Source organism: Streptomyces sp. CNB091 (assembly GCF_000377965.1).
Map to the genome: position 1 here is coordinate 262,824 of NZ_KB898994.1, position 23,718 is coordinate 286,541.

Annotated in this window: 20 protein-coding genes, 2 tRNA genes and 1 pseudogene; 7 read left to right on the forward strand and 16 right to left on the reverse strand. The window is 69.8% G+C overall.

Annotated elements, in window-relative coordinates; translation table 11 throughout:
* Positions 1-15: 15 nt before the first annotated feature.
* Entirely contained in the window at positions 16-732 is a 717-nt protein-coding gene (locus D581_RS0111085; RefSeq protein ID WP_018957298.1) for a class E sortase, read from the reverse strand.
* A 30-nt stretch (positions 733-762) separates the two neighbouring features.
* The gene (locus tag D581_RS0111090) at positions 763-1,530 is read right to left on the reverse strand and encodes a DUF881 domain-containing protein (protein WP_018957299.1); all 768 of its coding nucleotides are present in this window, start codon (positions 1,528-1,530) and stop codon (positions 763-765) included.
* Positions 1,531-1,671: 141 nt separating this feature from the next.
* Between D581_RS0111090 and crgA the strand changes: the two genes are divergently transcribed.
* On the forward strand, positions 1,672-1,926 hold the full coding sequence (gene crgA, locus D581_RS0111095) for a cell division protein CrgA (RefSeq protein ID WP_018957300.1): 255 nt from the start codon (positions 1,672-1,674) through the stop codon (positions 1,924-1,926).
* 281 nt (positions 1,927-2,207) lie between these two features.
* On the opposite strand, the gene D581_RS0111100 is transcribed toward crgA, so the two are convergent.
* Both D581_RS0111100 and D581_RS0111105 read right to left on the reverse strand, forming a co-directional pair.
* Positions 2,208-3,110 carry a rhomboid family intramembrane serine protease gene (locus D581_RS0111100; RefSeq protein WP_018957301.1) on the reverse strand — a complete coding sequence of 301 codons (903 nt, stop codon included), beginning with the start codon at positions 3,108-3,110 and terminating at the stop codon, positions 2,208-2,210.
* A 129-nt stretch (positions 3,111-3,239) separates the two neighbouring features.
* On the reverse strand, positions 3,240-3,767 hold the full coding sequence (locus D581_RS0111105) for a peptidylprolyl isomerase (protein ID WP_018957302.1): 528 nt from the start codon (positions 3,765-3,767) through the stop codon (positions 3,240-3,242).
* 281 nt (positions 3,768-4,048) lie between these two features.
* Between D581_RS0111105 and D581_RS0111110 the strand changes: the two genes are divergently transcribed.
* Positions 4,049-4,768, forward strand: a complete 720-nt coding sequence (locus D581_RS0111110; protein ID WP_026290407.1) for a DUF5324 family protein — start codon at positions 4,049-4,051, stop codon at positions 4,766-4,768.
* Positions 4,769-4,916: 148 nt separating this feature from the next.
* Here D581_RS0111110 and D581_RS0111115 read toward each other — a convergent pair whose 3' ends face one another.
* Positions 4,917-5,501 carry a TerD family protein gene (locus D581_RS0111115; RefSeq protein WP_018957304.1) on the reverse strand — a complete coding sequence of 195 codons (585 nt, stop codon included), beginning with the start codon at positions 5,499-5,501 and terminating at the stop codon, positions 4,917-4,919.
* A gap of 596 nt (positions 5,502-6,097) precedes the next feature.
* On the opposite strand from D581_RS0111115, the gene D581_RS0111120 reads away from it, so the two are divergent.
* Positions 6,098-8,497 carry a 2OG-Fe(II) oxygenase gene (locus tag D581_RS0111120; RefSeq protein ID WP_018957305.1) on the forward strand — a complete coding sequence of 800 codons (2,400 nt, stop codon included), beginning with the start codon at positions 6,098-6,100 and terminating at the stop codon, positions 8,495-8,497.
* Between the two features lie 22 nt (positions 8,498-8,519).
* On the opposite strand, the gene D581_RS0111125 is transcribed toward D581_RS0111120, so the two are convergent.
* Positions 8,520-9,164 (reverse strand): flavin reductase family protein, encoded by a 645-nt coding sequence (locus D581_RS0111125; protein WP_020679193.1) that lies wholly within the window; start codon positions 9,162-9,164, stop codon positions 8,520-8,522.
* Between the two features lie 68 nt (positions 9,165-9,232).
* Between D581_RS0111125 and D581_RS0111130 the strand changes: the two genes are divergently transcribed.
* Positions 9,233-9,961, forward strand: coding sequence for an ArsR/SmtB family transcription factor (locus D581_RS0111130; protein WP_026290408.1), 729 nt, complete (start codon positions 9,233-9,235; stop codon positions 9,959-9,961).
* Between the two features lie 364 nt (positions 9,962-10,325).
* Here the strand turns inward: D581_RS0111130 and D581_RS0111135 are convergent.
* Both D581_RS0111135 and D581_RS0111140 read right to left on the reverse strand, forming a co-directional pair.
* Positions 10,326-10,565, reverse strand: a pseudogene (locus D581_RS0111135) (DNA-binding protein); the annotation flags it as partial.
* Positions 10,566-10,804: 239 nt separating this feature from the next.
* Positions 10,805-10,877 (reverse strand) — tRNA-Ala (locus tag D581_RS0111140).
* Positions 10,878-11,055: 178 nt separating this feature from the next.
* Between D581_RS0111140 and D581_RS0111145 the strand changes: the two genes are divergently transcribed.
* Together D581_RS0111145 and D581_RS0111150 are read left to right on the forward strand one after the other, a co-directional pair.
* Positions 11,056-11,604: a helix-turn-helix domain-containing protein gene (locus D581_RS0111145; RefSeq protein WP_026290409.1), complete on the forward strand. Its 549-nt coding sequence runs from the start codon at positions 11,056-11,058 to the stop codon at positions 11,602-11,604.
* 138 nt (positions 11,605-11,742) lie between these two features.
* The gene (locus tag D581_RS0111150) at positions 11,743-13,008 is read left to right on the forward strand and encodes a serine/threonine protein kinase (RefSeq protein WP_018957310.1); all 1,266 of its coding nucleotides are present in this window, start codon (positions 11,743-11,745) and stop codon (positions 13,006-13,008) included.
* 20 nt (positions 13,009-13,028) lie between these two features.
* On the opposite strand, the gene D581_RS0111155 is transcribed toward D581_RS0111150, so the two are convergent.
* Together D581_RS0111155 and D581_RS1000000142040 are read right to left on the reverse strand one after the other, a co-directional pair.
* A complete protein-coding gene (locus D581_RS0111155) occupies positions 13,029-14,363 on the reverse strand; it encodes a hypothetical protein (protein ID WP_018957311.1) in 1,335 nt (444 codons plus the stop codon).
* A gap of 324 nt (positions 14,364-14,687) precedes the next feature.
* Positions 14,688-14,822, reverse strand: a complete 135-nt coding sequence (locus D581_RS1000000142040; RefSeq protein WP_003958712.1) for a DLW-39 family protein — start codon at positions 14,820-14,822, stop codon at positions 14,688-14,690.
* 291 nt (positions 14,823-15,113) lie between these two features.
* Here D581_RS1000000142040 and D581_RS0111165 point away from each other — a divergent pair, with 291 nt between their 5' ends.
* Positions 15,114-15,491 (forward strand): DUF6344 domain-containing protein, encoded by a 378-nt coding sequence (locus tag D581_RS0111165; RefSeq protein WP_018957312.1) that lies wholly within the window; start codon positions 15,114-15,116, stop codon positions 15,489-15,491.
* 302 nt (positions 15,492-15,793) lie between these two features.
* On the opposite strand, the gene D581_RS0111170 is transcribed toward D581_RS0111165, so the two are convergent.
* From D581_RS0111170 to recF, 6 genes are all read right to left on the reverse strand, one after another.
* Positions 15,794-15,867 (reverse strand) — tRNA-Ile (locus D581_RS0111170).
* Positions 15,868-15,938: 71 nt separating this feature from the next.
* Positions 15,939-16,529 (reverse strand): DUF3566 domain-containing protein, encoded by a 591-nt coding sequence (locus D581_RS0111175; RefSeq protein ID WP_026290410.1) that lies wholly within the window; start codon positions 16,527-16,529, stop codon positions 15,939-15,941.
* A gap of 93 nt (positions 16,530-16,622) precedes the next feature.
* Complete coding sequence (gene gyrA / locus D581_RS0111180; protein ID WP_018957314.1) at positions 16,623-19,262, reverse strand: DNA gyrase subunit A; 2,640 nt, start codon at positions 19,260-19,262, stop codon at positions 16,623-16,625.
* 47 nt (positions 19,263-19,309) lie between these two features.
* A complete protein-coding gene (gene gyrB / locus D581_RS0111185; protein ID WP_018957315.1) occupies positions 19,310-21,379 on the reverse strand; it encodes a DNA topoisomerase (ATP-hydrolyzing) subunit B in 2,070 nt (689 codons plus the stop codon).
* Between the two features lie 448 nt (positions 21,380-21,827).
* Complete coding sequence (locus D581_RS0111190) at positions 21,828-22,547, reverse strand: DciA family protein (RefSeq protein WP_486585827.1); 720 nt, start codon at positions 22,545-22,547, stop codon at positions 21,828-21,830.
* The gene (gene recF, locus D581_RS0111195; protein WP_018957317.1) at positions 22,544-23,674 is read right to left on the reverse strand and encodes a DNA replication/repair protein RecF; all 1,131 of its coding nucleotides are present in this window, start codon (positions 23,672-23,674) and stop codon (positions 22,544-22,546) included. Before recF ends, D581_RS0111190 begins: the two co-directional genes overlap by 4 nt.
* Positions 23,675-23,718: the final 44 nt, after the last annotated feature.

The following is a 23,718-nucleotide window of genomic DNA, read 5'->3' on the forward strand; positions in this document are numbered from 1 at the left end:
CGTGGACCAGCGCGGTCAACCGGAGAGTTCCGGCGGCCTTCCGTCGCTCACCGGCCGCGTGGCGTCCAGATGCGCCCAGGCGATCAGCCGGTGGCTGCTGCCCCATTCCGGCTCGCACGTCGTGAGCGTCAGATAGCGTCCGGCGTCCTCGAATCCGGAGCCGCGGGGCACCGGGTCGACGACGGCCGTGTCGGTGGGCACGGTCCGGTACGGCTTCTTCGCGACGCGGTACGTGAACCAGGTCGTGCCGTCGTTCACGACCACCGCGTCACCGGGCCGCAGCCGCGAGAAGTCCTTGAAGGGGTCGCCGTACGTGCGCCGGTGCCCGGCCACCGCGAAGTTGCCCGTGTCGCCGGGGCGGGCCGTTCCGCTGTAGTGCCCGAGCCCCTTCTGCAGGGTGGTGACCGCGGTGTTCTCCAGGACGGGCCACTCCCAGTCGGCGCCGAAGCGCGGGATGTGCATCGTCGCGAAGGGCTTTCCGGCGCGGTACGGGGCTGGGCTCGCGTCCGGGGCCGGGGTCTTCGAGGGGGGCTTCTCCCGGGAGGCGGGCGGCGGGGCCGGCGCCACGGGCTCCTGGGCCCACTGGCTTTGGAGGGTATCGATCTCGCCCTCGGCCGCGTCGGCCGCCTTCACACCTGTCCAGAACAGGAAGTAGACGACGAAGAGGATGATCAGCGCACCCACGGTGATGCAGAGTTCGCTGAAGGTTCTGACGACGACGCGCACCGACACCGGACGGCCTCCCCGGGGATCGGCTCGGGCTCACTCCACAGGCTGTGCGTAGTGCAGATCCACTGTGCCCGAGTACCCGGGAAGAGTCACCGCCTCGTTCTCGTCGACTTTCCAGCCCAGCCCGTACGCCTTCACGTACAGCAGGTAGTTCTGGATCGCGGTGGAGTCGTTGAGCGCCCGCTTGAGCTTGCCCGGGTCGCCGACCGCGGTGACCTTGTACGGCGGGGAGTAGACGCGGCCCTGGAGGATGAGCGTGTTGCCCACGCAGCGGACGGCGCTGGTGGAGATCAGCCGCTGGTCCATCACCTGGATTCCCCGCGCCCCGCCCTCCCACAGCGCGTTCACCACGGCCTGCAGGTCCTGCTGGTGGATGACCAGGTCGTTGGGCTGGGGCTCGGGGTAGCCGGGGTTGGCGGTGGCGTCGGGGGGCGCGTCGTCGAGCGTCACGCTGACGGAGTCGCCGCTGATCCTCGTGGTGCCGGCCGCCTTCTCCAGGGCCTTCAGCCGGGCGTCCTCGGCCTTGGTGGAGCCGTCGTCGCGCTGGGCGAGGGCGTCGACGTCCGCGCGGGCGCCGGCGACCGCGTCGTTCAGCTCGCCGTTGTTCTCGCTGCGCTCCCTGATCAGGTCGGAGAGCTTGAGCAGGGAGGAGTCGCTGCGCAGATTGGTGCCCTTGGCGGTGTTGGCGCTGGTGACGAAGATGAGTCCGGCCAGGGCGAAAACCGCAGCGGTGAGGCCCCGGACCGCCCACGCGGAGGTGCGCCGGGCCGGGCCTTCTGGGGAGTCGGCGGAATTGCTCAACGTACCCTTATCTCATCAGGCGCCAGAGAAGCACTACGCTAACGGACGCTCGGGGGAGGCAGCATTCCCCCTGGCACCCGCCCCCGGCGCCCGCCACAGATCCCTGCGCGGTCACGCAGCGCATCGACAGGAGAGTCCCTCGTGCCGAAGTCACGTATCCGCAAGAAGGCCGACTTCACGCCGCCCCCGGCGAAGCAGGCAACGTCCATCAAGCTGACCAACCGCAGTTGGGTCGCTCCGGTGATGCTGGCCCTGTTCCTCATCGGACTGGTCTGGATCGTGGTGTTCTACGTGACCGAGGGTGCTCTTCCGGTCGACGCCCTGGGCAACTGGAACATCGTGGTCGGCTTCGGCTTCATCGCCGGCGGCTTCGCCGTGTCGACGCAGTGGAAGTGACGGGCTCCTCCACGGACCTCTCCGCGCAAGCCTTGCCCTGAGTTACCCACAGAGTTATCCACAGTCGGGGGAAAAGGTCAGACGATCTGTGGATAACCTCCACTCATGTTGACGCCGGTATGACCGCAGCCTCCCTCATCGAGGGGGGCTGCACCCCGTTACCCAGAAGGAAAGACCCAGCTCAGCGACGAGGGGAACGCATGTTCCTGTTGCCATGCACAAGATTCTGCGCACACTGTGGACAACTTCGGTTCGCTTGAGGGTGGAGGGCCTCATTCCGCTCAGGTGAGCGACATCGTGCGGGCGACGATCATCCCGACCGTCACCAGCAGGACGAGCGCACAGGTGCCGACCTGCACGGCCGTACGCCGCTCGCGCGGGGCGTGGACCATGGCGACGGCGATGGCGAGGCCCGCGACCAGGCCGCCGATGTGCGCCTCCCAGGCGATGCCGTCCCAGCGGAAGGTGACGAACAGGTTGATCGCCAGCAGCACGAGCACCGGACGCATGTCGTAGTTCATCCGGCGCATCAGTACGGCGGTGGCGCCGAAGAGACCGTAGACCGCGCCGGACGCCCCCAGCGAACCCTGGTTGGGTGCTTCCAGCAGATACGTCAGCGCGCTGCCCGCGAGACCGGACAACAGGTAGAGCGCGAGGTAGCGGCTCCGGCCGAGCGCGGCCTCCAGCTGTCCGCCGAGCCACCACAGCCCCAGCATGTTGAACCCGATGTGCACCACTTCCTGGTGCAGGAACATCGAGGTCACCAGGCGGTACCACTGGCCCTCGGCGACGCCCTCGACGGATCCCGGCGGCGGGCTCGGGTCCCACGCCAGCCCGAGCAGCGTCAAATCGCCCACCAGCGCGGGGCGGACGGAGACCAGGAGGAAGACGGCCAGATTGACGCCGAGCAGGATCTTGGTGACCAAACGCGGATCGGCGGCCACCGAGCCGCCCGCCAGCGTCCGCGGCCGACTGGCCGCCGGGTGGTGCCCGGTGCCCGAGCCCTGGCGTACGCAGTCGGGGCACTGGAAGCCGACCGAGGCGCTGACCATGCACTCGGGGCAGATGGGCCGCTCGCAGCGCGTACAGCTGATGCCGGACTCGCGGTCGGGGTGGCGGTAGCAGGTCGGCGTCGGCGCCCCGCTTCCCGTGGCGGCACCGTTCCCCGGCGGCTGCTGGTCCATCGGTCCTGGCCTGCCTCTCGGTCCTCGTCGCTCGGCGGCGCGAACAGGGCCGCCCCGCTGGTCCGCTATGTATCAGTACGGACGGGCGGGGCGGTTGGTTCCCGCGCGGGTATCCGGCGGGAGCGGTCCTCAACGGGTCTCGACGACCACGGACTCGATCACCACGTCCTCCAGCGGACGGTCGGTACGCGGATTGGTCGGGGCGGCCGCGATGGCGTCGACGACCTTGCGGCCGGCCTCACCGGACACCTCGCCGAAGATGGTGTGCTTGCCGGTCAGCCAGGCGGTGGGGGACACGGTCAGGAAGAACTGCGACCCGTTCGTCCCCGGACCCGCGTTCGCCATGGCCAGCAGATAGGGCTGCGTGAAGCCCAGCTCCGGGTGGAACTCGTCGGCGAACTTGTAGCCGGGGCCGCCGGTGCCGTTGCCCAGCGGATCGCCGCCCTGGATCATGAAACCGCTGATGACGCGGTGGAAGACGGTGCCGTCGTACAGCCGGTCCGTGGATTTCTCCCCGGTCTCCGGGTTGACCCACTCGCGCTGCCCGGTGGCCAGCTCGACGAAGTTCCGGACCGTCTTGGGGGCGTGGTTCGGCAGAAGCCGAATCTCGATGTCGCCCCGATTGGTCTTCAAGGTGGCGTAAAGCTGCTCGGCCACGGTCTGCCTTCCTTCGTCCTTCACCTGACGTCACATCCATCGCTGACGTCCGCCGATCCTCCCACGGACCGGGAAATGTGCGGCCGGATGCCGGGTGAAACGGCGCGTTCGGCGGCGAACCGTGGCATTGTCGTCGGCACACTTCACATGAACCGTTTTGACCTCAAATGGCGACCATGACCCGGATGCCCGTCCCGCATGCCGGGCATGGACCCAACAGGCATGATTTCGAACTGGGCGGACAGGCGGAGTACCTACCCGCCACCAAGGAGGAGGATCTCGTGACCCGCATCGACAGCGTGCGCGCCGCAACCGACTCGGCGAAGGACAGCGCGCAGCACGCCGCGGAAGTGGTGGCGCCTTACGCCGACACAGCCAAGAAGCAGGCGGCCCACTACGCGCACGAGGCTCGTACGCAACTCGCGCCGAAGGTGACGAAGGCCGCCAGGCAGGCCCGTGTCCAGTACGCGTCCCACCTCGCACCTCGCCTCGAACAGGCCCGTACGCACGTGCCGCCGAGGGTCGACGAGGCCGCGCACCGCGCCGCGGTCTCCACCCGCAAGGCCGCACGGAGCGCCGCCGACTACACCGCCCCCCGCGTCGAGCACGCCCGGTCGGTGGCCCTGCCCGTCGCCGAGCAGGCTTCCGCCCGCAGCGCGGCCGCCCTCGCGGCGCTGCGCTCCCAGGTGACGGCCAAGGAGATCCAGAAGCTGGCCAGGAAGCACCAGCGGCGGGCCAAGGCGGGCCGGGCCGCGAAGGGGTTCCTGGTGCTGGGCGTCCTGGCCGGCGGTGCCTACGCCGCCTGGCGCTGGTGGGACAAGCAGGCCAACCCGGACTGGCTGGTCGAGCCGCCCGTCGCCACCGAGGTGGGCGACGAGCGTTCGCCGCTCAGCTCGGTCGACGGCAGCGACCGGGCCGACCTCGACCCGGAGGTCAAGGCCAAGCAGGCCGAAGCCGAGTCGGGCGAGGGAGACACCCCGGGCCTCGACGACCGGCCCTGACTCGGGGCGCCCCCGGGCCACCACCTGAGAGAACGGATGAGCGGCTGCGGCCGACCGCCTGGCGGTCGGTCGCAGCCGCTCATCCGTTCCTGTCCCCGCCCTGCCCCGCTCCGCCGTAAGACGGCGGCGGGGCCCCGCTCACCGGCGACTACCGGCTCACGGCGAAGCGCATCAGGGCCTGCTCGTCGCCCTGCTTGATCTTCCCGGTCTCGTTGATCACCTGGAGCTTCCAGCCGGCGCCCTCGCGGATCGCCTTGGCCACGGCGACGCCGTTGTCCTGGGTGAGCATGCTCGGCCAGATGTCGGCGACCTGCTGCGTGCTGCCGCCCGTCGCGTCGTACACCTTGAAGCTGATGTTGCGCGCGTTGCTGAACGCGCTGCGCTTCTTGTACGCGGCGGCGATGAAGACGATCGCCGTGATGTTCGAAGGAATCTTGGCGAACTCGACGGTCACCGTCTCGTCGTCACCGTCTCCGTGCCCGCTCTGGTTGTCCCCGCTGTGCACCAGCGAGCCGTTGCCCAGCGGGTCCAGCGAGTCCAGCCCCGCCAGCCGCACCGGGTCCCCGCCCTGCAGCGCGATGGCGATCAGGTCAAGGTCCGTGCCGGCCTTCTGCCGGAGCTTCCCCATCAGGCCGCCGCTGCTCCCGACGGTGGGGTCCCAGGACGCCCCGATGGACAGATGGGTCACCCCACCCAGGTCGGCCGGGCCGTCTTCCTTCGTCAACGTGATCATGCCTGAGTCCTTTTGTGGCTCGACTGTTTACGTATGAAGTGTGCCTGGTACCTCCGGCTCTCGGCCCCCGCAGGAAACGCGCCGGTCCCGGATCGTACGAGATCGGCACCCGGCGGGGGCCCAGGCGCTCGACGGTGCGCGACGCTGGAGCAGGACGAGACGGGACACTGTAGAGCAGAGCAAAGAGCAGTTTGCTCTGCATGCCCTCACAGTCGCCACAGCCACCCGCCCGTGTAGCTCGCCAAGAACACGGTGAGCCGAAGCCAGATCACCGACGCCGTCCCCGTTCCGCCCTGCGCTGCCTGCACTGGGCGCGGAAGGTGTGTGGTGACCATCTCTGAGGACCCAGATGCTGGCCGAAGGGTTCGAGCGCATCGCTGCCGCCGAGGCCAACGAAAACCGGACGGTGCTCTCGCCCCTGAAGGCAGCTTCGGCCGGACAGGGCGAGTGGGCTGCCCCCGTCGATCTCGCCCCTGCCCACGTACTCCCCGAATGTCAAGATCATCCTGTCGACCCCATGTGTAGGGCCTCCCTGTAGCACTAGGGTTTCGGGACGGCCGGAACGACACGCCGCCGAGCGGGAAGACGGATGCACCATGGGGCAAGAGGCACGGAAGCGACTCGCGGAGCTGCTCGACGGCTCGGAGCGGCACGGGGACTTCAGTACGCGCATCGAGATGCCCGCTCGGGCGCTGCGCATCGAGGTCGACGGTGTCGGCGAGCTGCCCCTGCCGTTGCGCGCCCCGGTCACCAGGAAGCTGATCGCCCAGGCCCGGCAGGCCCGCTTCGGCCGCGGTGAGCAGACCCTGGCCGACACCGGCGTGCGCGACACCTGGGAGATCACTGCGGACCGGTTCACCCTGGGCGGCCCCGACTGGGACCGCACGCTGAGCGGTGTCCTCGGCGGGGTTCGTACCGCGCTCGGCCTGCCGCCCACCACCGTCCTGCGCGCCGAACCGCACGCGCTGCTTGTCTACGGCAAGGGGCAGTTCTTCCTGCCGCACCAGGACTCCGAGAAGGACGACTCCATGGTGGGCAGCCTCGTCGTCTCGCTGCCCTCGCACCACACCGGCGGCGAACTCGTTGTCGAACACGCCGGCCGCAGCGTCACGTACCAGGCGTCCCGGGAGCGGCTGGCCTTCGCCGCCTTTTACGCGGACTGCCGTCACGAGGTCAAGCCCGTCAACTCCGGGTACCGCATCACCCTCACCATGAACCTTCTCGCCGAGCCCGTCCGGCCGGCCGACGCGGCAGGCAGCGGGCCGGTGGCCGACCTGGCCCACTGTCTGAGCGAGCACTTCGCCCAGCCTGCCGAGGACCGCTACGGCTACGGCCGTACCAAGGCCACGCGGCCCAACCGGCTCGTCTACCTCCTCGACCACGAGTACACCCAGCGCGGATTGGACTGGGACCGCCTCAAGGGCGTGGACGCCACCCGCGCCGTCCTGCTCCGCCAGGCCGCCGGGCAGGCAGACTGCGAAGCGGTCCTCGCGCTGGCGGAGGTGAAGGAGACGTGGGACGCCGTACCGCCCTACGACCGTTACGACTACTACGGCGAGACCGAGCACTTCGACGGCTGCGAGGACGAGGAGTGCGAGGGCGAGTGCCTCCTCGACCCCGACGGCGAGCCCGGAGCCGAGCGCCGCCGCAGCGGCGACTTCTCCGACTACGAGCTGAACGACCTGATCGACGACGAGATCACCCTCGGCTGGTGGACCCGCCCCGACGGCACCGGCGGAGAGCAGATCTCCCTGCCCGTCCCGTACGCCGAGGTGTGCGCCACCACCGAGAACAAGGACCTCACGCCCTACCAGTCCGAGTACGAGGGCTACATGGGCAACTACGGCAACACCCTGGACCGCTGGTACCGGCGGGCCGCAGTGGTGCTCTGGCCCCGCCGGCGTTCGTTCGCAGCACGCGCCGAGGCGGGCTCCGAGGCAGCCCTGCGGGAGCTCCAAGGCCACCTGGACAACGGGGAGTTGGAACTCGCCCGTACGCTCACCCGGTCGCTCGCCCCGATCTGGGAGCACCACGGCTCGGGCCCGGCGGCAGCCGAGCTCTTCGCCGCCGCCCTCGGCCTCGCGGTGGGACTGAGGGAAGCGGACACCGCCACGATGCTCCTCACGCCGTTCGGGGTGGAGACCCTGAATGACCGACACGCCCCCGCTCTCGCGAAAGCAGCCGCACTGTACGGGCGAACGTGGGCACGCGAGACCGTCGCCGGCTGGTTCGGGCCGGTCGGCGCCTACACCGGGGCCGACCGCGCGGCATGGCTCGCATCCCTACCCGGCCTCTGTGCCGCTCTGCGGAGCGCCGACGGTGACGGGGAAGCGGTGGCCACACCGCTGGCCGAAGGGGCCTGGCAAGCGACCGAGCAGCAGCTCACCGGCTGGCTGGGCGTAGACCGGGAGCCGGAACGCCGTCCGGCCATGGAGCGGCTCGGCACCACACTCGCCCACATCGTGCAAGCAGCCGGCCCCCGAACCGCCGACACGATCACCGCCACCCTGTGCGGGCTGCCGGACAGCGCCCTGGAATGCCTGCTCCCGGCCCTGCGCGCCGCTCCACGCCACCCGGCGGCCGTACGCGACGACACCCCTGCGGGCGGCGCCTTCCAGTCGCTCGCCGACCACTGTCAGGCCCGGCTGACCGCAGCCGTCGCCCTTCCCGTACGAGCTGCGGACGACTGGTCCCTCGCCCCGGCCGGTACCTGCCGCTCCGGCTGCGACCTCTGCCCCGACCTGGACGCCTTTCTCACTTCCCGCACCCGCCGGGTCATGGAGTGGCCGCTCGCGAAGGACAAGCGCCAGCACATCCACAGCCGTATCGACCTGGCCGGCCTGCCCGTTTCTCACAGCACCCGGCGCGAGGGACGCCCGTACACCCTGGTCCTGACCAAGACGGACGCGGTGTTCACCCGCGAGCGGACGGCCCGCGCCCGCGGCGAAACCGATCTGGCCTGGCTCCGCGAGAAGTGGCCCCAGCCACGCGGTTGAAAGATCACCGGAACCCGCAGCTTCAGCGGGGTGTCTGGGAACGGAAGCTGTGGCCGAGCTCGGGGCCAAGACCGTAGTAGTGGCGGAAGTTGTAGATCAGCGGGCTCCACATGGCCGGGTCGACGTGCTGAGAGCCGGGGACGACGATGCGCGGATCGGCGTGAACCTTGAGCACATGGGCTTCGACGATAAAGAACCCGCCGGAGACGTCAGGCTGGACCCGGGCGGCACGGGCCTCCAGTTGCAGGGGGCATTCGGCGACCCGGGGCGGCCGGACCAGCTCGGAGGGATCAGGTCGCAGGCCCGCGGCCGCGAACTTGTCCCGCTCGAATCGGAAGCTACCTCGCTTGTGCACCGGCACGGGGGTGCACCCGGTGAGGGGCGCGAGCTGTTCCACCGCCGGCCACTGAGTCGGCGCGGGCAGATTGATCACGAGCTCGGGTCGACTGCGGAGATTGTGCGCGGTCTGCCCCTCGACCCCCACGCCCAGGACGATCACCTGACCCAATGCCCAGGCCGAGGACATCGGCGCAAGATTGAAGGAACCGTCCTCGTTCTCAGTGGAGAGCAGCACGACCGGTGTTCCGAAGTACAAGATGCTCGGCGTGATGGTCACGTGATCCGCCGAGGTGTCGGCCGGCGCGCTGCCCGGCGTCATGGTGTTCATGGGATTCGACGGTAGGGCGGGGGCTCTTCGGCGCGCGCCGAAGGATCGCTGGTGGATGATGGACGATGATGAAGAGCCGTGACGCGCATGTCGAGGGCCCGGACCTGGCCGCCCTGGCCGGCCTTTTGGCGGACAGCACCCGCGCAGCGTTCTGCCTTGCGCTGCTGGACGGCCGGGCATGGACCGCGATCGAGTTGGCCCGTCATGTCGGGGTGGCTGCCTCGACTGCGACCGAGCACTTGAACCTCCTTGTCACCGGAGGGTTGCTGGCACAGGAGCGTCAGGGACGCCATCGCTACGTTCGCCTGGCCGACCCCGCCACGGCGGAACTGATCGAGAACCTTGCCTCCATGGCTCCTCGACGCGCGGCCCCGCCCCACTCGCTGCCGGCTGTCAACCGCAGCCGGGCTCTGGCCCGCGCCCGCACGTGCTACGACCACCTCGCCGGCGCCCTCGGGGTCGCGATCACCACGGCCATGACCGATCGGGGACTACTGGACTGGGAGCAAGGGCTGACGCTCACCGGCAACGGGACCGCCTGGCTGGACGAGCTCGGCATCCCCCTTCCGCCCGACAAGCGGCGTCCGCCTGTCCGCTCCTGCCTGGACTGGACGGAACGCCGCCCCCACCTGGCCGGCACCGTCGGTGCCGCCGTATGCCGTCACGCCTTCGACTCCGGCTGGATCACTCAGATCGGCACCAGCCGCGCCGTCGCTCTCACCGACACCGGGCGGCGCGCGTTCCGGGACCGCCTCGGCCTGTCCGACGACTGGTCCGTTACTGACCCACGCTCCTAGTAGGGCTTGGTCATGTTGGGGCGGGGTCTGGCATGTCGCGGTGACAGGGGGGACAGGCGCCGGTCCAGGTCGCGAGAAGTATCTGGAGCTCGCGGACGACTCGGTAGAGGCTCAGGCCGACGCCGTCTCTTTTGAGGATCGGTTCGGGCCTGCAAAGTGCCCGCTGCCAGTCACCCGGGCCATGTCACTCTCCCCGCCTTGCCCATGTGTTCCAGTCCACGAAGTACAGGTAGACCGTTTCAGGGTGAGCCATGGAGCGTGGGCACACAGCGGCTGACCAGGTACGGGATCGGCGGCAGGAGCATGCTCTCCACTCCACCACTCAGGGCCCGCTTTGTACTTCCCCAACTGCCCAGTGCGCGCCTCACACAGCGACGAGCAGGACCCGGACGCCGCAAAGCTTGGTCATCTCGTCGATGTCGGATGTCAACATGACCACTGGACGCTGCTGCCGCCGTGCGGCCTCAGCCACGGCCGCGTCGATGGCGTACTTGTGACCATGCAGGCCGGTGCCCATCAACAGGGCCGAGGCCGCCTTCGCCTCCTCATCTCCGACCGGGATCACACGAAGGCCGGATAGCAGCCAGCTCAACCGAGACTTATGACATGGCCTCGTTGTGTCAAACGAGTAGGAAACCAGAAAGCCCAGCGCAACCCAGTCCGCCTCCAGGAGATCTGCGCCCCAGGGGATCCGCCAGGAGAGGGGAGGGCCTTCCCTGGCCCGCAAACACGGCCTCGCGGAGGCTTATGTCAGCACCACCGTGCTGACACGTCAGCACGAAAGATCGACACAAGAACACCCCCCTGACCGCGTTTCCGCAGTTCAGGGGGGTGTTGAAAGTGTGGAGCCTAGGAGATTCGAACTCCTGACATCTGCCTTGCAAAGGCAGCGCTCTACCAACTGAGCTAAGGCCCCGGGCCACAACGAACGAGGGCAACGCCCAGCACGTCCGTGCCAGGGCTACCGTCGCAGACCAGAGTACCGGGTGACCCCCGTAATCCTGCAAAAGGATAGGGACTCCCCGTGGACGACCACGCTCCGTAAGATGCTCGCAAGGTTCGCAGCAGCGAAGCCGCAGCGATGGGGAGACGCCATGGACGCAGCGCAACAAGAGGCGACGGCAAGAGCCAGAGAGCTTCAACGCAGTTGGTACGGAGAGCCGTTGGGGGCCCTCTTCCGTCGGCTGATCGATGACCTCGGCCTGAACCAGGCCCGGCTGGCCGCTGTTCTCGGGCTCTCCGCCCCGATGCTCTCCCAACTGATGAGCGGCCAGCGGGCCAAGATCGGGAATCCCGCGGTGGTCCAGCGCGTCCAGGCCCTCCAGGAGCTGGCGAGCCAGGTGGCCGACGGCAGCGTCAGCGCGGGCGAGGCCACCGACCGCATGGGGGAGATCAAGAAGTCGCAGGGTGGGTCGGTCCTGACCCCCACCGGCCAGACCACCTCCACCGGCGGCGCTCCCACCGTCCGCCGTGTGGTGCGCGAGATCCAGTCCCTGCTGCGGTCGGTCGCGGCGGCCGGCGACATCATCGATGCCGCGGACGCCCTCGCCCCGACCCACCCGGAGCTGGCAGAGTTCCTCAAGGTGTACGGAGCGGGACGCACCGCGGACGCGGTCGCGCACTACGAGGGGCACCAGAGCTAGCGGCTCCGGACCACGACGGACGGCGGAGCCAGGGCACGCGCACACCGTGCGGCGCCCTGGTGCCGGCAGGACACGGGGCCGGACACGGGCCGCGGCAGACGCCGCGGCACCATGGGAACGGGGAGCGGGCGCAGCACAATGGGTGAGGTCTTCGCTGGTCGGTACGAGCTGATCGATCCGATCGGACGGGGCGGGGTCGGCGCCGTCTGGCGCGCCTGGGACCACCGCCGCCGCAGGTACGTCGCGGCCAAGGTGCTCCAGCAGAGCGACGCGCACACGCTGCTGCGCTTCGTCCGCGAACAGGCCCTGCGCATCGAGCACCCGCATGTGCTGGCCCCGGCCAGCTGGGCCGCCGACGACGACAAGGTCCTGTTCACCATGGACCTGGTGAGCGGCGGCTCGCTCGCCCATGTCATCGGCGACTACGGGCCGTTGCCCCCGCGCTTCGTCTGCCTGCTGCTGGACCAGCTGCTCTCCGGACTCTCCACGGTGCACGCCGAAGGGGTGGTGCACCGCGACATCAAGCCCGCCAACATCCTGATGAAGGCGACCGGAACGGGCCGCCCGCATCTGCGCCTCTCCGACTTCGGCATCTCGATGCGCAAGGGCGAGCCCCGGCTGACCGAGACCAACTACGTGGTCGGCACGCCCGGTTACTTCGCCCCCGAGCAGATGATGGGCGCCGAACCCGACTTCCCCGCAGACCTCTTCGCGGTCGGCCTGGTCGCGCTCTACCTCCTCCAGGGCCAGAAGCCCGACTCCCGGGCGCTGGTGGAGCACTTCGCCGCGCACGGCACCCCGAGTGCCCCCAACGGCATTCCCGAACCGCTGTGGCAGGTTCTGGCCGGGCTGCTCCAGCCGGACCCGCACGCCCGGTTCCGGACGGCGACGGGCGCCCGCAAGGCCCTGACCGCCGCGGTCGAGATGCTCCCCGAACCCGGCACGGACGACGAGCCGGTGGAGGTGTTCGACCAGATCGGGCCGCTGCCGCCGGGATTCGGCCCCGACGGGCCCGTGACCGCCCCTCAGCAGCCCGAGAAGCCCGCACCCGACCCCGCGGCCACACCGGCGCGGCCGGCCGTTCCGGAGCCCGGACAGCAGGCCTCCTCACCGCCCCCCGCGTCGATGTCCGAGACGGGCAGCTTCCACCTCGCACCCCCGTCCGAAGCCTCGCACTCGCGGCAACCGCCTTACGCACAGCCGGGGTTCGAGCAACCGCCGGCCGCCCCGTTCACCGCGGACGCACCGCCCCCGCAGCAACCGCCGCACGCACAGCCGGGGTTCCAGCAGTCGTCACCCGCACCGTTCACGCCGGACGCACCGCCCCCGAAGGTCGCGGCCGGGGTGCTGGTGGCAGCGCTGATCTGCTTCGCGGTCGGCATCTGGGCCCTGACCCAGGTCTGACGACCCCGCCGCCGGTCCGGCTACCCGCCCTGCGGCGGCTGGTGGTCCCCGGCGACCGGCGTACCCGCCGCCGGGGACCCGGCGGCGCGGCGGCGGGCCAGCAGCGTCCAGACGCCCAGCCCGAGCAGCAGCACGGACCCCGTGCCGATCCCGGCCGCGGCGACCACCGTCATCGGGCCGCTCCGCGCGGCCTCCCGGGCGTTCTTCCCCTTCCGGGCCACTTCCCGGTCCTGGTCGGTGACGCCGAAGACCCCGGCGTCACCCTCGTACGGGGACGTCTCGGCCTTGTTCTTCACCTGGACCGCCAGCTCGAACGGGATCGGCTCGGCGCCGTAGGACTCCTTGAGCTTCGGGCTGAGGGACACCGACAGGTAGTACCAGCCCGCGAAGCGCATGGCGCTGACCTGGGTCGAGGGGGCGAACCGGTTGCGGTAGGCCACCGGCGGCAGCGGCCTCAGGGACGCGGAAGCAGGCCCTCCGGAGTACGAGAGGGTGGCGTCGGAGACATGTCCCTGGGCGGGATTGTCCAGTGACAGGGTGAGCGCGTTGCCCACGAACTCCGCGGTGGCTCCCGTGCTGTTGGAGAGCCCCGCGGTGGCGTGGAGCTGCTGGCCCCAGTCGACCGGCACCCGGTAGAAGCGGGTCTGACCCGGGGCGACCGTGTCCTGCCAGCGACCGTTCTCCAGACTGGTGGCCTCGGAGTACCCGGCCCCGCCGGACCGCTTCTGCTGCTTCCCGGTCAGCGGCTTCGCCGAGGCCGAGGGCCAGCTTTCGGGCCCGTCGGTCGGCATGGCCGCCCCGCTCCTCAACCGCGGCTCCTGGAGGAAGCGCAACTCCAGGTCCCAGGCGTCGGAGTTGGACGTCTCCTTGCTCTCGCGCTCGACGAGGACGTCGTACTGGCCGCTCTCCTGGCAGGTGGTGCTGGAATCCTTGATGGTCCGGGAGACGTACGCGGCGATGGGACGCGCGTACGCCCCCGCGCCGAAGTTGGCCCGCTTCGCGCCGCATTGGGTGTCGTCGGTCTCCCGGAGACTGACGTTGATGCCGTCGCCGTAGGCGACCGCGCCGCTGTCGCCGGGCACCGCGACCGCCGAGACGTAGGCAGCGGAGGCGTCGTCCAGCGTGACCCGGTAGTAGAGCTTCTCGCCCGGCTTGATCATGCTGCGGTACGGGACGCCCTCGTCCAGCGTGGACGCCTCGACGTTGGTCACCGCCCCCTGCACGTTCTTCGCGTCGGGGTCGAACGCGTACACCCCGGGGCCGGCCGCGTGCGCCTGCCCCGGCAGGGCCGCCGCCGCGCACATCGCCGCGAGTACCGCGGCCACCACCCGGGCCCTGTTGCGCTGCCTCTTCACGCGCTTCCCCTCGTCGTCCTCACGCGCCGGGTGCCGTCGACCGCCCGGCCGCGATGCCGGTCCATCCTGCCCCGCCCGTACCGCCGGTGTCTCCGGCCGCAGCCGCATTGCCCCTCTTGTCCGCGTTCCGTCCCTCGCCGACACCCAGCCGGAGTTCACCAGAGCAATTTATGTATGTGCTCCAGTGAACTCAAGAGGCGAGGAGGCCCGGAGGTACGGGCACCGCGCGCGTACGGCAAAGGGCCCGCACGCCGACGAGCGGGCCCCGAGCAGCACGAAGCCCCGGCCGCTCAGCGACCGGGGCCCGTAACAGACTGTGCCGTCTCACACACCCGAACCTGCGGGCACGGAGTCGGTCGCCTCCGTCCACAGATCCTGCTCGGCGCGATCCGCCTGGATCTGGCGGTACACGAGGAGCCCGCCGATGGCGGCCAGTGCGACCAGGAGAAGCTTCTTCACCGCGCGACCTCGTCTTTCCTTGGCGTATGGGCCTTCTGTCGCCGACTATACACACCGGCCGATACCGATCGGTTACCTGCCCGGGGGCCCCGGAGCGCCCCTCCACGGCGTCCGGAAGGACCTCCCGGCACCCTCTTCCGACCGTCCGCGAGGGCCTGTCCACTCCGGTTGCACCATACGAGTGGTGTTCATCCGAAGATCGGCGCAGAGCGGGCGTCGCTCCTCGAAACCACGGCCCGGATCCACATGATCGGAGAAGTCAGCAACCGGACCGTCCGAAAGCGAGGGGCCATGAGCACCTTCCAGCCCAAGAACCTCTGGACCGCCTTCATCACCGCGTTCTTCGCCCTCCTGGCCTCGCTGGGCCTCGCCACCGCCACGGCGGGCACCGCGAACGCCACGAACGCCGCGGCGCAGCCGAGCACCACGGCACAGGAGCACACGGCAGCCACCGCGGCAACCCCGATCGCCCCCTCGGTCCGATGGACCCTTCCGCGTGACCGGGCCGTGCCGCCCACCATGAAGCAGCGCATCCGCGCCGAGGCCCACGGCTCCTCCCCGGCCACCCGGCACCTGTCGCTCGACCCCGCGGAGGCCGCCCGCACGACCGGCCCGGCCGGCTCCCACCCCACAGCCCCGGAAGGCGACTCCCCGGCGCCACCTCCCTGATCCCGGTGCCCACCGCACTCCGGGGCCCCTGGTCCGGTTCACACCGGCCGGGGGCCCTTTCCGTGTGCCCCGAACCTGTCCTGCGCCCCGGAGCCCTCATGGACACGGGGCCTTCGCCATGTCCGGGGCCACCTCCGGTAGTCCCGGGGCCTTCCCAAGGTCCTCAACGCCCCGGCCGTACGCCCGGCTCCCCGGCCGACGCGCCCACCCGGCCCGGGCCGAGGCCGACCGACAGCAGCAGCAGCAACACCACCCTCAACGCGAAGACCCCCAGCCACTGGTGACTGGGGGTCTTCGTTCTGTGGGGCTAACAGGATTTGAACCTGTGGCCTCATCCTTATCAGGGATGCGCTCTAACCAACTGAGCTATAGCCCCGCCGCGCTCTCGCGCTGACTTCTGAAGATTAGCGCACGTCGGGGCCAGTCCCAAAATCGATACCCGGCGCGCTACTCGTCCTCGGCCAGCGTGAGCTCGACGCCGCCCACGAAGCCCGCCGACAGGTTGTAGATGAAGGCGCCCAGCGTCGCCAGAGCGGTGGCCAGCACCACGTCGATCACGGCGATGACCGAGGTGAAGATGAGCACGCGCGGCAGCGACAGGAACGACTGCAGATCGAAGCCGTTGCTCTCGTTCGAGCCGGTGGCCTCGCTGATCGTGCCGCCGACGGTCTCGAAGACGCCCATCGCGTCCATGACCATCCACAGCACCGCCGACGCCACCACCGTGCAGATGCCCAGCGCGATCGACAGCAGGAAGCTGACCTTCATCACCGACCACGGGTCGGCCTTGGCCACCCGCAGACGGGCCTTGCGGGTACGCGGAGTGGTCCGCGCCCCTGTGCGCGGCTTACGCGTCGCCTGAGCGCCGCCCACGCCCTGCGCGCCGCCCAGCGTGCCGCCGGCCGGCTCTCCGGGCCCCTGGTACGCCTGGGGCGGGTGGTACGGCCCCGACGGCCCCGGTGCGGGCTCACGCTCGCCGGGCAGGGGCCCGGTCGCGTAACCCTCGTACTGGGGCTGAGGCCCTCGTGTGTCCGTCACAGTGCCCCCTTGGGAGTCCGTGGCAGGGCCACGGGCACCGTTCGCTCCAGATCCGGAAGCGGCCGAACCGGCGCCCGTGGCTCCACTCACGCTCTACTCCTCGTGCTCCCCGGTCGAAGGCTCCGTGCCCTCGACAGTGCCCTCGCTCACGCCCTCGGCGTGAACCTCGGCCAGCTCGCCATCGACGTCATCGGCCCCATCGACCTCTTCCGCCTCACGGCCGGCCTCGGCGTTGCGCGCGATGCCGACGACGGCGTCGCGCTTGCCCAGATTGATCAGTTGAACGCCCATGGTGTCACGGCCCGTCTCCCTGACTTCATTGACTCGCGTACGAATCACACCACCGCCGAGCGTGATGGCGAGAATCTCGTCCGTCTCCTCGACCACCAGCGCACCGACGAGCGATCCGCGGTCCTCCACGATCTTGGCGGCCTTGATGCCGAGGCCGCCGCGGCCCTGGACGCGGTACTCGTCGACAGGGGTCCGCTTCGCGTACCCGCCGTCGGTAGCGGTGAAGACGAACGTACCGGGCCGGACGACATTCATCGAGAGCAGTTCGTCGCCCTCGCGGAAACTCATCCCCTTGACGCCCGAGGTGGCACGGCCCATCGGGCGCAGCGCGTCGTCCGTCGCGGTGAACCTGATCGACTGGGCCTTCTTGCTGATGAGCAGCAGATCGTCCTCGGCCGACACCAGCTCGGCGCCGATCAGCTCGTCGTCGCCGCCGTCCGGCATCTCGCGGAGGTTGATCGCGATGACACCGCCCGAGCGCGGCGAGTCGTAGTCCTTGAGCGCGGTCTTCTTCACCAGACCGCCCTTCGTGGCCAGGATCAGGTACGGCACGGCCTCGTAGTCGCGGATCGCCAGGATCTGGGCGATCTTCTCGTCCGGCTGGAAGGCCAGCAGGTTGGCGACGTGCTGGCCGCGCGCGTCCCGGCCGGCGTCCGGGAGCTCGTACGCCTTGGCCCGGTAGACCCGGCCCTTGTTCGTGAAGAACAGCAGCCAGTGGTGGGTCGTCGAGACGAAGAAGTGGTCGACGATGTCGTCTTCCCGCAGCTTCGTCCCGCGCACGCCCTTGCCGCCGCGCTTCTGCGAGCGGTAGTCGTCCGTCTTCGTGCGCTTCACATAGCCGCTGCGGGAGATCGTGACGACGATGTCCTCCTCGGCGATCAGGTCCTCGATGGACATGTCACCGTCGAAGGGCACCAGCGCGGAGCGCCGGTCGTCGCCGAACTTGTCGACGATCGCCGCCAGCTCCTCGCTGACGATGGTGCGCTGCTTGGCGGGCGAGGCCAGGATCTCGTTGTACTCGTTGATCTTCGCCTGGAGCTCGTCGTGCTCGGCGGTGATCTTCTGGTGCTCCAGCGCGGCCAGCCGGCGCAGCTGCATCTCCAGGATCGCGTTCGCCTGGAGCTCGTCGATCTCCAGCAGGCCCATGAGGCCCTCGCGTGCGATGTCCACCGTGTTGGAACGCCGGATGAGGGCGATGACCTCGTCGATGGCGTTCAGGGCCTTGAGGAGGCCGCGCAGGATGTGCGCCCGCTCCTCCGCCTTGCGCAGCCGGAACTTCGTCCGCCGGACGATGACCTCGATCTGGTGCGTCACCCAGTGGCGGATGAACGCGTCGATCGACAGCGTGCGCGGCACCCCGTCGACGAGCGCCAGCATGTTCGCGCCGAAGTTCGTCTGGAGGTCGGTGTGCTTGTACAGGTTGTTCAGGACGACCTTGGCGACCGCGTCCCGCTTGAGGACGACGACCAGGCGCTGCCCCGTACGCGAGGAGGTCTCGTCGCGTACGTCCGCGATCCCGCCGACCTTGCCGTCCTTGACCAGGTCGGCGATCTTCTGCGCGAGGTTGTCGGGGTTGGTCTGGTACGGAAGCTCCGTGACGACCAGGCACTGACGGCCCTGGATCTCCTCGACCGCGACGACCGCGCGCATCGTGATGGAGCCACGGCCGGTGCGGTACGCCTCCTCGATGCCCTTGCGGCCCACGACCAGCGCGCCGGTGGGGAAGTCGGGGCCCTTGATGCGCTCGATCAGCGCGTCCAGCAGCTCCTCGTGCGAGGCCTCGGGGTGCTCCAGATACCACTGGGCGCCGGAGGCGACTTCGCGGAGGTTGTGCGGCGGGATGTTGGTCGCCATGCCGACCGCGATGCCCGCGGAGCCGTTGACCAGCAGGTTCGGGAAGCGCGCCGGCAGGACCGTCGGCTCCTGGTTGCGGCCGTCGTAGTTGTCCTGGAAGTCGACGGTCTCCTCGTCGATGTCCCGGACCATCTCCATGGACAGCGGCATCATCTTGCACTCGGTGTACCGCATGGCGGCGGCCGGGTCGTTGCCCGGGGAGCCGAAGTTGCCGTTGGAGTCCACCAGCGGCATGCGCATCGACCAGTGCTGCGCGAGGCGCACCAGGGCGTCGTAGATGGAGGAGTCGCCGTGCGGGTGGTAGGTGCCCATCACGTCGCCGACGACGCGGGCGCACTTGTAGAAGCCCTTCTCGGGGCGGTACCCGCCGTCGTACATCGCGTACAGCACCCGGCGGTGGACGGGCTTGAGGCCGTCCCGTACGTCGGGCAGCGCACGCGAGACGATGACGGACATCGCGTAGTCGAGGTAGGAGCGCTGCATCTCCGTCTCGAGCCCGACGGGCTCGACGCGCATGCCCACGCCGGGGATGATCTCCGCCTCGGGCATCACGGGTTCGGGTGTCACAGGGGTGTTCTCGTCGGCCATTGCTGGTCAAAGTCCTTTCGAGCTGCGGCGTCGCTGGTACGGCCGACTCAGATGTCGAGGAAGCGGACGTCCTTGGCATTGCGCTGGATGAACGAGCGCCGCGCCTCGACGTCCTCGCCCATGAGCACCGAGAACAGGTCGTCGGCCTGCGCCGCGTCGTCCAGCGTCACCTGGCCGAGGACCCGGTGGTCGACGTCCATGGTCGTGATGCGCAGCTCTTCGGCGTTCATCTCGCCGAGGCCCTTGAAGCGCTGGATCGAGTCTTCCTTGATCCGCTTGCCGTTCTGCTTGCCGAGCGCCACCAGGGCGTCGCGCTCCCGGTCCGAGTAGGCGTACTCGAAGTCGTCCCGGCCCCACTTGATCTTGTAGAGCGGCGGGCGCGAGAGGTAGACGTTGCCCTGCTCCACCAGGGGCCGCATGAAGCGGAAGAGGAACGTCAGCAGCAGGGTGTTGATGTGCTGACCGTCGACGTCGGCGTCCGCCATCAGAATGATCTTGTGATAACGGAGCTTCTCGATGTCGAAGTCCTCGTGGACCCCGGTGCCGAACGCCGAGATCAGCGCCTGGACCTCGGTGTTCTGGAGGATCTTGTCGATCCGGGCTTTCTCGACGTTCAGGATCTTGCCGCGGATGGGCAGGATCGCCTGGTACATCGGGTTGCGGCCGGACTTCGCCGAACCGCCGGCGGAGTCACCCTCGACGATGAAGATCTCGCACTTGGTGGGGTCGTTCGACTGGCAGTCGCTGAGCTTGCCCGGCAGCGAGGCGCTCTCCAGCAGCCCCTTGCGCCGCGTCAGGTCACGCGCCTTGCGGGCCGCCACGCGGGCGGTCGAGGCGGCGATGCCCTTACGGATGATGTCGGCGGCCTCGTTGGGGTTCCGGTCGAACCAGTCCGTCAGCTGCTCGTGGACGACCTTCTGCACGAAGGTCTTGGCCTCCGTGTTGCCCAGCTTGGTCTTCGTCTGGCCCTCGAACTGCGGCTCGCCCAGCTTCACCGAGATGATCGCGGTGAGGCCCTCGCGGACGTCCTCGCCGGTGAGGTTGTCGTCCTTCTCGCGGAGCAGCTTCTTGTCGCGCGCGTACCGGTTGACCAGCGAGGTCAGCGCCGCGCGGAAGCCCTCCTCGTGCGTGCCGCCCTCGTGCGTGTGGATCGCGTTGGCGAAGGAGTAGACGCCCTCGGTGTACTGCGTGTTCCACTGCATGGCGATCTCGGCCGAGAGAAGACGGTCCTTGTCCTCGGCCTCGATGTCGATCACCGACTGGTGAATGACGTCGCCCTTGCGGGAGTTGAGGTACTTCACGAAATCGACGATGCCGTTTTCGTAGTGGTACGTGACCGTGCGGGCGGCCTCCTCCTCGGCGGGCTCGACCGCGTCCGCGCTGTCCGCGCCCGCCGTCGCCTTCGCCGACTCCCGCTCGTCGGTGAGCTTGAGGGTGAGGCCCTTGTTGAGGAACGCCATCTCCTGGAAGCGGCGCGAGAGGGTCTCGAAGCTGTACTCGGTGGTCTCGAAGATGTCCCCGTCGGCCCAGAAGGTGACGGTCGTGCCGGTCTCCTCGGTGGCCTCGTGCTGGGCCAGCGGGGCGGTCGGGACACCGAGCTTGTAGTCCTGGGTCCAGCGGTGGCCGTCGGTCTTGACCTCGACGGCGACCCGGGTGGACAGGGCGTTGACGACGGAGACGCCGACGCCGTGCAGACCGCCGGAGACGGCGTAGCCGCCGCCGCCGAACTTGCCGCCCGCGTGCAGCACGGTCAGCACGACCTCGACGGCCGGCTTCCCTTCGGACGGCACGATGCCGACCGGGATGCCCCGGCCGTTGTCGATCACACGCACCCCGCCGTCGGCGAGGATCGTGACGTCGATGGTGTCCGCGTGGCCCGCCATCGCCTCGTCGACCGAGTTGTCGACGACTTCCTGCACGAGGTGGTGCAGGCCGCGCTCACCGGTCGAGCCGATGTACATGCCAGGCCGCTTGCGGACCGCGTCCAGCCCTTCCAGCACGGTGATCGCGCTGGCGTCGTACGAGGCGGCGACCTCGCCGTGCTCGCCCGCTGTGGACGGAATGTTCTCGTTGGGGTTGCCGGAATCGGCCACGAAGCGCCCTTTCTGGCACAGCACAGGCCGTTCTCCGGACAGGCGGGAGCGGCTGCGTCGTTCGGCTTGTATCGACGACTCCCGCCTCAGCGGCGGGATTACTCACCAGTCTACCGGTAGCACTGACATGAATGGGGGTTTGCCGGTACCTGAGTACGCATGTGCCGCCCTGAATGAGCGGCTGACGACTCCCCATATTCGGGAAGGGGCTCCAAGAGGCCCTGAAGGGCTTTGAGCGCTTCGGCCTGTCAACCTCTCGCTACGGTGAGGGACGCTCCGGCCGTACCGCCCGGTTTCCTCTCGCGCGAACCCCGACGAACCCACCCATACGCCCGCCCGGTACACGACAAGTTTACGCCAAAAGTGCAGCTCAGCGCGGTGACCGATGATCCTCACGGGTGGGGCGTAAGGAGCGGAGGGCCCGACCGCGGGGCCGCGAGGGCCCGACCCCTCCCGCCGACGCCCCGCACCCTCACCCGTAGGTGTCGCCAGGACCCTTGCTGCCGGGCGCCCGCAACGGCCCGAACCGGCGCTCCGGCCCCCCCGGCCCGACCACCTTGATCATCCGTACGGTGCCCTGCCCCAGATCCGCGTTCAGCCGGGCCACCAGCTGAGGAGCCAGCAGCCGCAGCTGCGTCGCCCACGCCGTCGAGTCACAGCTCACGGTCAGTACCCGGGCGTCCGGATCGTCGTCGTACCGCAGGGGTACGCAGTGGTTCGCCAGATCGTCGCCGACGATCTGCGGCCACCGCCCCATCACCCCGCCGACCGCGGCGGGCGTCTCCCAGCCCCGCTCGGTGATCAGCCGGTTGATCGCGGAGCCCAACGGCTGTGGATCCCGGCCGTCCGACCGGGCGCCCGAGCGCAGCCCGCCGCCCCGCCGGGCCTGCTTCTTCTGCTGCGCCGCCGCACCCCGCGCCCTGGCCTGCTCCTTCGCCGCCCGCAACGCGACCCGGGCGAGATCGACCCCGGTCACCTCGGGCGGCTTCGGCACCCCTGAAGGCGCCCCGGAGTGAGCCCCGGAGGCCGCCCCGGGCGTCGTCCCGGCCGTCGTCCCGGAAGCAGCCGGATCCGGCAACGCCTCTGCCGGCCCACCGGCCCGGCCCGCGCCCTTCGCGCGCGCCGCTCCCGTACCGCTCGCGCGGGAGGCCGATCCCCGCCGGCCCGCCCCGCCCTCGCCCCGGGCGGTCATACGCGCTCCACCTCGCCCGAGGACACCGCGTACCGCGCCCCCGCCAGCACGCCCGGCACGTCTTCCGCCACCGCGGCCGTCACGAGCACCTGCTCGCCCGGAGCCACCAGCTCCGCCAGCCGCTCACGGCGACGGGCGTCCAGCTCGGCGAAGACGTCGTCCAGCACCAGCACCGGCTCGTTGCCCTCGGAGCGCAGCAGCTCGTAACTGGCCAGCCGCAGCGCCAGCGCGTAGCTCCAGGACTCGCCGTGGCTCGCGTACCCCTTCGCCGGCATCCCCCGCAGACCGAGCACCAGATCGTCGCGGTGCGGGCCGACGAGGGTCACGCCCCGCTCGATCTCCTGCTTGCGGACGCCCACGAGCGCCGCGATCAGCTGCTCGTACAGCTCGTCGCGGGTGCGCGCGGGACCCACGTCCTCACCGACCGAGCTGCGGTACTCCAGCGCCACCGGACCGCCGCCCGGAGCCACGTCCCCGTACGCCTTGTCGGCCAGCGGCTGGAGCGTGGCGATCAGATCGAGGCGCTGCGCGAGCAGCTCCGCGCCCACCCGGCCCAGGTGCTGGTCCCAGACGTCGAGGGTGGACATGTCCATCGAGCGGCCGCCGTGCCGCCGGGCCATCGCCGCGGACTTCAGCAGGGTGTTGCGCTGCTTGAGCACCCGCTCGTAGTCGGAGCGGACCCCGGCCATCCGGGGCGACCGCGCCGTGATCAGCTCGTTCAGGAACCGTCGCCGCTCCCCGGGGTCGCCCTTGACCAGGGCCAGATCCTCCGGCGCGAACAGCACGGTCCGTATGATCCCGAGCACGTCACGCGGTCTGACCTGCGAGGACCGGTTGATACGGGCCCGGTTGGCGCGGCCGGGGTTCAGCTCCAGCTCGACCAGCTGCGCACGCTCACCCTGGGTGACCGCCGCACGGATCACCGCCCGCTCCGCGCCCATCCGCACCAGCGGGGCGTCCGAGGAGACCCGGTGGCTGCCGAGGGTGGCGAGGTAGCCGACCGCCTCGACGAGGTTGGTCTTGCCCTGCCCGTTGGGCCCCACGAACGCGGTGACGCCCGGGTCGAGAGGGACCTCGACCCGGGCGTACGAGCGGAAGTCGGCCAGCGAGAGATGGGTGACGTGCATGGTGGCCGACCTCTCCCGATGGTGCTTCGCAGGTTGTTGCGCTG

Excerpts from the sequence above, each read along its gene's own strand:
- D581_RS0111100 (WP_018957301.1), bottom strand. The coding sequence starts at position 3,110 with ATGGACCAGCAGCCGCCGGGGAACGGTGCCGCCACGGGAAGCGGGGCG.
- D581_RS0111115 (WP_018957304.1), bottom strand. The coding sequence starts at position 5,501 with ATGATCACGTTGACGAAGGAAGACGGCCCGGCCGACCTGGGTGGGGTG.
- D581_RS0111120 (WP_018957305.1), top strand. The coding sequence starts at position 6,098 with ATGGGGCAAGAGGCACGGAAGCGACTCGCGGAGCTGCTCGACGGCTCG.
- D581_RS0111125 (WP_020679193.1), bottom strand. The coding sequence starts at position 9,164 with ATGAACACCATGACGCCGGGCAGCGCGCCGGCCGACACCTCGGCGGAT.
- D581_RS0111130 (WP_026290408.1), top strand. The coding sequence starts at position 9,233 with ATGAAGAGCCGTGACGCGCATGTCGAGGGCCCGGACCTGGCCGCCCTG.
- D581_RS0111145 (WP_026290409.1), top strand. The coding sequence starts at position 11,056 with ATGGACGCAGCGCAACAAGAGGCGACGGCAAGAGCCAGAGAGCTTCAA.
- D581_RS0111150 (WP_018957310.1), top strand. The coding sequence starts at position 11,743 with ATGGGTGAGGTCTTCGCTGGTCGGTACGAGCTGATCGATCCGATCGGA.
- D581_RS0111165 (WP_018957312.1), top strand. The coding sequence starts at position 15,114 with ATGAGCACCTTCCAGCCCAAGAACCTCTGGACCGCCTTCATCACCGCG.
- gyrA (WP_018957314.1), bottom strand. The coding sequence starts at position 19,262 with ATGGCCGACGAGAACACCCCTGTGACACCCGAACCCGTGATGCCCGAG.
- D581_RS0111190 (WP_486585827.1), bottom strand. The coding sequence starts at position 22,547 with ATGACCGCCCGGGGCGAGGGCGGGGCGGGCCGGCGGGGATCGGCCTCC.
- recF (WP_018957317.1), bottom strand. The coding sequence starts at position 23,674 with ATGCACGTCACCCATCTCTCGCTGGCCGACTTCCGCTCGTACGCCCGG.